Below are 6,270 nucleotides of genomic sequence, written 5' to 3'. Positions count from 1 at the left end.
GAGCAGACCTCGCTCGCGCTCGCCGCCGTCACCCCGCAAGCCCACCACGGCCCGCCGCACCGCCGCCGCCCAGCGCCGCACCCCCAGCGCCACCGCCGCGGCGACCCCGGCCGAACCCGCGCCGCAGCCGCCCGTGGAGACCGCGGTCCCGGCCGAGGGCCAGGCCACGCCCACCGATCCCCCCGCCCCGCCCACCCGGCGCGCCGAGCCCGCGCCGCCCAAGGCTTCCCCGGCCGCGCCGCCCGCGGTGACCGCGCCGCCCACGATCAAGGACCTGCCGGACGACCGCTACTTCAACCGGGAACTGTCCTGGCTGGACTTCAACGCCAGGGTGCTCGCCCTGGCCGAGGACGTCTCCGAGCCGCTGCTGGAGCGGGCCAAGTTCCTGGCCATCTTCTCCTCGAACCTGGACGAGTTCTACATGGTCCGGGTGGCCGGGCTGAAGCGCCGCGAGGAGACCGGGCTGTCCGTGCGCAGCGCCGACGGCCTGTCCCCGCGCGAGCAGCTGGCCCGGATCACCACCCGCGCGCAGGACCTGGTGGAGCTGCACTCGCGCACCTTCCTGGACCAGATCCAGCCGGAGCTGGAGAAGTACCAGGTGCGCATCGTGGCCTGGGACGACCTGGACGACCCGGACCGGTTGCGGCTGACCAACTACTTCAGCGACCACATCTTCCCGGTGCTCACCCCGCTCGCGGTGGACCCGGCGCACCCCTTCCCCTACATCTCCGGCCTGTCCCTGAACCTGGCCGTCACGGTGCGGGATCCCCAGGGCGGGCAGGAACGCTTCGCCAGGGTCAAGGTGCCGGACAACGTGCCCAGGCTGGTGCGGGTGGAGCTGGACCGGGACGCCGACACCGCGACCTACCTGCCGCTGGAAGAGCTCATCTCCGCGCACCTGACCGACCTGTTCGCGGGCATGGAGGTGCTGGAGCACCACGTGTTCCGGGTGACCCGCAACGCCGACCTGGAGGTCGAGGAGGACCGGGACGAGGACCTGCTGCAGGCGCTGGAACGGGAACTGGCCCGCCGCCGCTTCGGCCCGCCGGTGCGGCTGGAGGTGGCCGACACCATGAGCGAACACATGCTGGAGCTGCTGCTGCGCGAGCTGGAGGTGGACCCGCACGACGTGGTCGAGGTGCCCGGCCTGCTGGACCTGTCCTGCCTGTGGCAGCTCTACGGCCTGGCCCGCCCCGAGCTGAAGGACAAGTCCTTCGTGCCCGCCACGCACCCGGCCTTCAGCGAGGGAGAGACGCCCAAGAGCGTGTTCGCCACCCTGCGCGAGGGCGACGTGCTGGTGCACCACCCCTACGACTCCTTCTCCACCAGCGTGCAGCGCTTCATCGAACAGGCCGCGGCCGACCCGCACGTGCTGGCCATCAAGCAGACCCTGTACCGCACCTCGGGTGACTCGCCGATCGTGGACGCGCTCATCGACGCGGCCGAGGCGGGCAAGCAGGTGGTGGCGCTGGTGGAGCTGAAGGCGCGCTTCGACGAGCAGGCCAACATCAAGTGGGCCCGGCAGCTGGAACGCGCCGGCGTGCACGTGGTCTACGGCCTGGTGGGCCTGAAGACGCACTGCAAGACCGCGCTGGTGGTGCGCCAGGAGGGCGCCACCATCCGCCGCTACTGCCACATCGGCACCGGCAACTACAACCCGAAGACGGCCAGGCTGTACGAGGACATCGGCCTGCTCACCGCCGAACCCTCGATCGGCCAGGACCTCACCGACCTGTTCAACGTGCTCACCGGCTACTCCCGCCAGCACACCTACCGCAGCCTGCTGGTCGCGCCCTACGGCGTGCGGCGGGGCATCGTGGAGCGGGTGGAGCGGGAGATCGCGCTGGCCCGCGAGGGCAAGCCGACCGGGATCCGGCTGAAGGTCAACTCACTGGTGGACGAACAGGTCATCGACTCCTTCTACCGCGCCTCCCAGGCGGGGGTGCCGGTGGAGGTGGTGGTGCGCGGCATCTGCGCGCTGAAGCCGAAGGTGCCCGGCCTGAGCGAGAACATCACCGTGCGCTCGATCCTCGGCCGCTTCCTCGAGCACTCGCGGCTGGTGCACTTCCGGGGCACCGACGAGCACTGGGTGGGCAGCGCGGACATGATGCACCGCAACCTGGACCGCCGGATCGAGGTGATGGTCCGGGTGGCCGATCCCAAGCTCACCCACGACCTGGACGTGATGTTCGACTCCTGCATGGACCCGGCCACCCGCTGCTGGGAGCTGGAACCCAACGGGCACTGGAGTCCCTCGCCGCAGGCGGGCAGCAGGGTGCTGGACCACCAGGAGGAGATGCTGCGGCGGCACGGGGCCAAGGCATGACCCGGATCCACGCCGCGGGCGCGGTGCTGTGGCGGGAGACCGCCGCGGGGGTGGAGGTGGCGGTCACGCATCGGCCGCGCTACGACGACTGGTCGCTGCCCAAGGGCAAGGCCGACCCCGGCGAGGCGTTGCCGGAGACCGCGGTCAGGGAGATCGCCGAGGAGACCGGCTACCGCGCCGTGCTGGGCAGGCTGCTGCCTGCCGCGCACTACGAGGTGTCCACAGAGGACGGTGGCAGCCAGCCGAAGACGGTCACCTACTACAGCGCCGAGGCGGTCTCCGGCGAGTTCGCCGCCAACGAGGAAGTCGACGAGCTGCGCTGGCTCCCAGCCGCGCAGGCCCGCGAGCTGCTCTCCTACCCGCACGACCGCACCGTGCTGGAGGCCTTCACCGCGCTGCCCGCCCGCACCAGGACGGTGCTGCTGGTGCGGCACGCCAAGGCGGGCAAGCGCGGCAAGTGGGACGGCCCCGACGAGCTGCGCCCGCTCACCGCCTCCGGACTGCACCAGGCACGCTGCCTGGCCGCCTGGCTGCCACCGTTCGCCCCAGCGCGGCTCTACGCGGCTCCCAGGGTGCGTTGCGTGCAGACCCTGGAGCCGTTGGCGGCCCGGCTGCCGCTGGCCATCACCGAGGAGTGGCTGCTGGCCGAGGAGGGCTTCTGGCCGGACCCGGACGCCGGCGTGCGCCGCTTCCTGTCCATCACGGCGGGCGAGGGCGTGGCGGTGGTCTCCAGCCAGGGCGGGGTCATCCCGGAGCTCGTGCAGCGGCTGGCGGTCAAGGCCGGGCTGCCGCTGACCGAGTTCCCCAGCCGCAAGGGCAGCATCTGGATCCTCACCTTCGACGCGGACCCGGCCGCCCCCACCCTGCTGGCCGCCGACTACTGCGAAAGCCCGTTACCCCCGCTGCGCTGACCGCATTTCGACCGCGAAGACAAAAGAAAGGCCCCGCCGGCGTCCCGGCGGGGCCTTTTCTCAGCCTTCCCGAAGCGGCCTGGGTGTCAGGGCCGCCTCAGGCGTGGCTTCACTTCTTGCGAGCGGCCGGCTTCTTGGCGGCCGGCGCCTTGGCGGCAGCGGGCTTCTTCGCCGCGGCCGCCGGCTTCTTCGCCGCGGCAGCCTTGGGGGCGGCAGCCTTGGCGGTAGTGGCCTTGGCCGTGGTGGCCTTGGCAGCAGCCGGCTTCTTCGCCGCGGCGGCCTTGGGGGCGGCAGCCTTGGCAGCAGCGGGCTTCGCGGCCGCGGTCTTGCGGGTGGTCGCCGGCTTGGCGGCGGCCTTGGTGGCCGGCGCCTTGGTGGCGGCGGTCGCCCGCGCGGTGCGCGTGGCCGTGGTCTTGGCCGCGGCAGCGGTCTTCGCGGTCGCAGCGGCCTTCGGGGCGGCCTTGGGGGCCACCGCCTTGGGCAGCTTGGTGGTGCCGCTGATCACGTTCTTGAACGTGGTGCCGGCGCGGAACGCGGGGACGTTGGTCTTCTTGACCTTGACGGTCTCACCGGTGCGCGGGTTGCGAGCGGTGCGGGCCGCGCGGGCCCGCTTCTCGAACACACCGAAGCCGGTGATGGTGACCTTGTCACCCTTGTGGACAGCGCGGACGATGACGTCGACGATGCCGTCGACTGCGGTGCCGGCGGTCTTCTTGTCGCCAAGACGCTCGGCGAGCGCATCGATGAGCTGGGCCTTGTTCACCTTCAGTCCCTCCCAGGACGCTTACGGCCCTACAACTCAGGCCGACTAGAAGGCAACGGTAAGGCCAAACGCCAATACTTTCCACGCGCCACGCCCGAAAATCCATTGCGACGCGCGGTGATCCGCCCGTCCGAGGTACGCCGAGCGGTGGAATGGGCGGGGTCCGGCCCCACCGTTTCCCGACCTGAATCCCCTTCTCTACCAGGGGATTCAGGTCGGGCGAAGGCGGATTCCTCAGCCGCTGCGGACCGGAAGAGTCCTCGGCAGCCAACTTGGCCGCGATTTTTCGAACGCATCAACACTTTCGGCGTGTCGCAGGGTCAGACCGATGTCGTCGAGCCCCTCCAGCAGCCGCCAGCGGGTGTAGTCGTCCACCTGGAAGGGCGCTTGGAACTCCTTGGCTCGCACCGTCTTCGACTCCAGGTCCACAGTGACCTCGGTGCCCGGCTCCGCCTCCAGCAGCTTCCACAGCTGCTCGACGTCGCTTTGCTCACACTGGGCGGCCAGCAGGCCCTGCTTGCCGGAGTTGCCGCGGAAGATGTCGGCGAACCGGGAGGAGATCACCGCCCGGAAGCCGTAGTCCCCCAGCGCCCACACCGCGTGCTCCCTGGAGGACCCGGTGCCGAAGTCCGGCCCGGCCACCAAGACCGACCCGTTCCGGTAGGGCTCCTGGTTGAGGATGAACTCGGGGTCGTTGCGCCAGGCGGCGAACAGCCCGTCCTCGAACCCGGTCCGGGTGACCCGCTTCAGGTACACCGCGGGGATGATCTGGTCGGTGTCCACGTTGGACCGTCGCAGCGGCACCCCGACACCCGTGTGCGTGGTGAACGGCTTCATCGCACCCATGTCAGAACCCCTCTCAGTCCAGATCCGCGGGCGAGGACAGGTGTCCGGTCACGGCCGTGGCGGCGGCCACCAAGGGGGACACCAGGTGCGTCCGGCCGCCCTTGCCCTGCCGCCCCTCGAAGTTCCGGTTGGAGGTCGAGGCCGACCGCTCCCCCGGCTTGAGCTGATCCGGGTTCATGCCAAGGCACATCGAGCACCCGGCCTGCCGCCATTCGGCACCCGCCGCGTTGAACACCTCGTGCAGCCCCTCGGCCTCGGCCTGCGCGCGCACCCGCATCGAGCCGGGCACCACCAGCATCCGCACGCCCTGGGCCACCTTGCGCCCCTTGAGCACGGCCGCCGCGGCCCGCAGGTCCTCGATCCGCCCGTTGGTGCAGGACCCGAGGAAGACGGTGTCCACCCCGATCTCGCGCAGCGGCTGCCCCGCGGTCAGCCCCATGTAGGCCAACGCCTTCTCCGCGCTGGTCCGCTCCCCCTCATCGAGGATCTGCTCGGGATCCGGCACCGACCCCGACAGCGGCAGCCCCTGCCCCGGGTTGGTCCCCCAGGTCACGAACGGCGACAACGAGCCCGCGTCAAGCACGATCTCCTCGTCGAAAACCGCGTCGTCATCAGTCCGCAACGACTTCCAGTACTCGACCGCCGCGTCCCAGTCAGCCCCCTCGGGAGCGTGCGGCCGCCCCTTCAGGTACTCGAACGTCGTCTCATCCGGCGCGATCATCCCGGCCCGCGCGCCGGCCTCGATCGACATGTTGCACACCGTCATCCGAGCTTCCATGGACAACGCCGTGATCGCGCTCCCCCGGTACTCCAGGACATACCCCTGCCCCCCACCGGTACCGATCTGCGCGATGACGGCCAGGATCACGTCCTTCGCCGTGACCCCCTCCGCCAGCTCCCCCTCCACCGTGATCGCCATCGTCTTGAACGGCCGCAACGGCAACGTCTGCGTGGCAAGCACATGCTCAACCTCAGAAGTGCCAATCCCAAAAGCAAGCGCGCCAAAGGCCCCGTGCGTAGACGTGTGGCTGTCCCCGCACACCACGGTCATCCCCGGCTGGGTCAGCCCCAGCTGCGGCCCGACCACGTGCACGATGCCCTGATCCAGATCCCCCATGGGGTGGAGCCGAACCCCGAACTCCGCACAGTTCTTCCGCAGCGTGTCCACCTGCGTCCGCGACACCAGGTCCGCGATCGGCTTGTCGATGTCCACCGTCGGCACGTTGTGATCTTCAGTCGCGATCGTGAGATCCGGCCTCCGCACCGGCCTGCCCGCCAACCGCAGACCGTCAAACGCCTGCGGGCTAGTCACTTCATGCACCAGGTGGAGATCGATGTAGAGCAGGTCCGGCTCGGCCCCACTGCCACGACGCACAACATGCGCGTCCCACACCTTCTCCGCGAGCGTGCGTCCCATCGCTCCT

General features: G+C 70.4%; 5 protein-coding genes. 2 read left to right on the top strand and 3 right to left on the bottom strand.

The genetic code is table 11. The features are described 5' to 3' along the window. Both ACWDY5_RS03920 and ACWDY5_RS03915 read left to right on the top strand, forming a co-directional pair. On the top strand, window positions 1–2,326 hold a 2,326-nt coding region (locus ACWDY5_RS03920; RefSeq protein ID WP_449720844.1), incomplete at its 5' end, for an RNA degradosome polyphosphate kinase. Next, window positions 2,323–3,237, top strand: coding sequence for an NUDIX hydrolase (locus tag ACWDY5_RS03915; protein WP_449720843.1), 915 nt, complete (start codon window positions 2,323–2,325; stop codon window positions 3,235–3,237). The genes ACWDY5_RS03920 and ACWDY5_RS03915, both read left to right, overlap by 4 nt. Before the next feature lie 109 nt (window positions 3,238–3,346). On the opposite strand, the gene ACWDY5_RS03910 is transcribed toward ACWDY5_RS03915, so the two are convergent. The 3 genes from ACWDY5_RS03910 to leuC form a co-directional block, all read right to left on the bottom strand. Further along, the gene (locus tag ACWDY5_RS03910) at window positions 3,347–4,000 is read right to left on the bottom strand and encodes an HU family DNA-binding protein (protein ID WP_449720842.1); all 654 of its coding nucleotides are present in this window, start codon (window positions 3,998–4,000) and stop codon (window positions 3,347–3,349) included. A gap of 234 nt (window positions 4,001–4,234) precedes the next feature. After that, window positions 4,235–4,837 carry a 3-isopropylmalate dehydratase small subunit gene (leuD, locus tag ACWDY5_RS03905; RefSeq protein WP_449720856.1) on the bottom strand — a complete coding sequence of 201 codons (603 nt, stop codon included), beginning with the start codon at window positions 4,835–4,837 and terminating at the stop codon, window positions 4,235–4,237. A 22-nt stretch (window positions 4,838–4,859) separates the two neighbouring features. Then, entirely contained in the window at window positions 4,860–6,263 is a 1,404-nt protein-coding gene (leuC, locus tag ACWDY5_RS03900) for a 3-isopropylmalate dehydratase large subunit (RefSeq protein WP_449720841.1), read from the bottom strand. Window positions 6,264–6,270 lie beyond the last annotated feature (7 nt).

The organism is Crossiella sp. NPDC003009 (assembly GCF_053591555.1).
This window is presented reverse-complemented; position numbering and strand designations above follow the sequence as displayed.

Bases quoted from the DNA above. Each gene is read 5' to 3' on its own strand.
- leuD (WP_449720856.1), bottom strand. From the start codon at position 4,837: ATGAAGCCGTTCACCACGCACACGGGTGTCGGGGTGCCGCTGCGACGG.
- leuC (WP_449720841.1), bottom strand. From the start codon at position 6,263: ATGGGACGCACGCTCGCGGAGAAGGTGTGGGACGCGCATGTTGTGCGT.
- ACWDY5_RS03915 (WP_449720843.1), top strand. From the start codon at position 2,323: ATGACCCGGATCCACGCCGCGGGCGCGGTGCTGTGGCGGGAGACCGCC.